General features: G+C 52.7%; 2 protein-coding genes. Both read right to left on the bottom strand.

The window, feature by feature from the left end; all coding sequences use genetic code 11:
• Window positions 1-182 precede the first annotated feature (182 nt).
• Window positions 183-977, bottom strand: coding sequence for a DUF6782 family putative metallopeptidase (locus tag AX756_RS24685; protein WP_068318527.1), 795 nt, complete (start codon window positions 975-977; stop codon window positions 183-185).
• Window positions 978-1,116: 139 nt separating this feature from the next.
• A complete protein-coding gene (locus AX756_RS25420; protein WP_170307725.1) occupies window positions 1,117-1,539 on the bottom strand; it encodes a c-type cytochrome in 423 nt (140 codons plus the stop codon).
• Window positions 1,540-1,707: the final 168 nt, after the last annotated feature.

The following is a 1,707-nucleotide window of genomic DNA, read 5'->3' as shown; positions in this document are numbered from 1 at the left end:
TCGCGGCAACCGCAACGCCGCTTGATCTGCGCTCCTTGCGTCCGATCACGTCAAAGAACAGCGGACGTTCATCGCGAGACCAGCAAAGGTCTAATCAGCGGATTGCGCTGCCGTTCGGTCCAATGACGACGAGTCCTCTTCCGGCGCGTTCTCGCCGTTGATCGCAGATCATCCCTTCCCGCTCACTTATCTTCCATTGAAGGTTCTTCGCAGCGGTACGGTTCGCCACTTGGAAGTCTGCAAAGGTGATCGAGAAATTCCGCCGGCGCCATACCGTACATCGGAATAGCATGGTTTCTATCCTGGCGATCAAGGTATTCGCTGCAAGCGGACAGGTAGTACTCTTCTCGGCGCCAATCTGAAGTGTACCACTTGGCAAAAGCCTTGGCGGTTGCGCGAATCTTGTCACCACTCAGATTCATTTCTTTCTCGAATTCATCAGCAAGATCAGCATGCGTGGACCAGTCTGAAAGCGCATTCCAAGTTTGGTGCGCGCCAGCTTCCTTCAGATCCCACGCTATGGCCAGACTCACGGCACTTGCGTCAGCTTCAAGAGCCAATGTCATGCGAGCGGTCTCCTGCATCGAAAGCGTACTTCTCGGGCACGTTCCTGCTTTCGCCTGGTGCACATGGCGCAGTTCGTGGATCGCAACGGCTTGCATCATCGCTGTGGACAAATCGCTCTTTAATACGACCCTATTGCTCTCCTTTTCAAAATAAGCTTCAGCGCCAAATATGGCCTCGACCAAGCATATCTCGGGACGCAAGTCATCGAGCGCAGACAACAGATCCGATTTCGGTCCCAGCACTTGTCGAATCCAAACAACCAAATCGCGAATGCGATGTTCGCTGACATTATTGGCTTGGTTGTAGGGAAACGGTAAGCACTCCATCTTTGCTTCGGGAGGTTCCTGCGCGGAAACCAAAGTTGCCACAAACACGACTACAGTAGTCATTGCGGGCAGAGTTGTTTCCATTCGCTTATTTCCGGCAGTCGCAGGGGGGCAAGTGGTGTCTGACCTTTAGATCCGATCTAATTGGTAGTGCATGGCTAGGCCGCACATAATTCCAGAGTTCGCATACTGGAGCTTGGGCGTGAAGGTGCACTCGACCAGCCTATTTTTGGATTGAGGCCAGGTATTCCACGAGGGCGAGAAGCCGACCCTTGGTAACAAGTTCGGCATATTCGGGTGTAAGGGTCGGATTGTCATGGGCACGTACGTCGCCCATGAAACGTTCGCCCCAGATCGGCATTTCTCCACCATGCGCCCGAATGTCATTTCGACCGTCGATCAGCAGCAAGGTATTTTGATAAGGGAAATCACCTCCTCCGGTGCGTTCGGTGATTTTCGTCAGGCTGGGTGTTTCAATTGACAATAACTCCGCCAGTGGTCCCGTACCCCCGCCGTCCTCACCGTGGCAACCAGCGCAAGCAATTAAGTATTCCTGTTTTCCTAGTTCAACATCAGCATTTTGCGCGAAAGCGAGACCTGACGCTGAAACGACGAAGAGTCCTGTGGCTATGATTGTTCGTAGCATGTTCTCCTCCCAAGTTAACGTTAGGTAAGAAAACATGGGAGCTTGCAGGCTGTCATTGCGTCAGATCAAAATAGTTGCTGAAAGAGCGCTCGAATGGCAGCTTTCGGTTCATGGGAAGATGCTGCATGAGCGAAGAACCCACAAAAGCCAAGTGTCTGCAAAGCGCAG

This window comes from Aliiruegeria sabulilitoris (assembly GCF_001558155.1).
Classification (GTDB): domain Bacteria; phylum Pseudomonadota; class Alphaproteobacteria; order Rhodobacterales; family Rhodobacteraceae; genus Tropicimonas; species Tropicimonas sabulilitoris.
The sequence above is the reverse complement of the archived record's forward strand: the minus strand, read 5'-3'. Positions and strand labels throughout refer to the sequence as shown.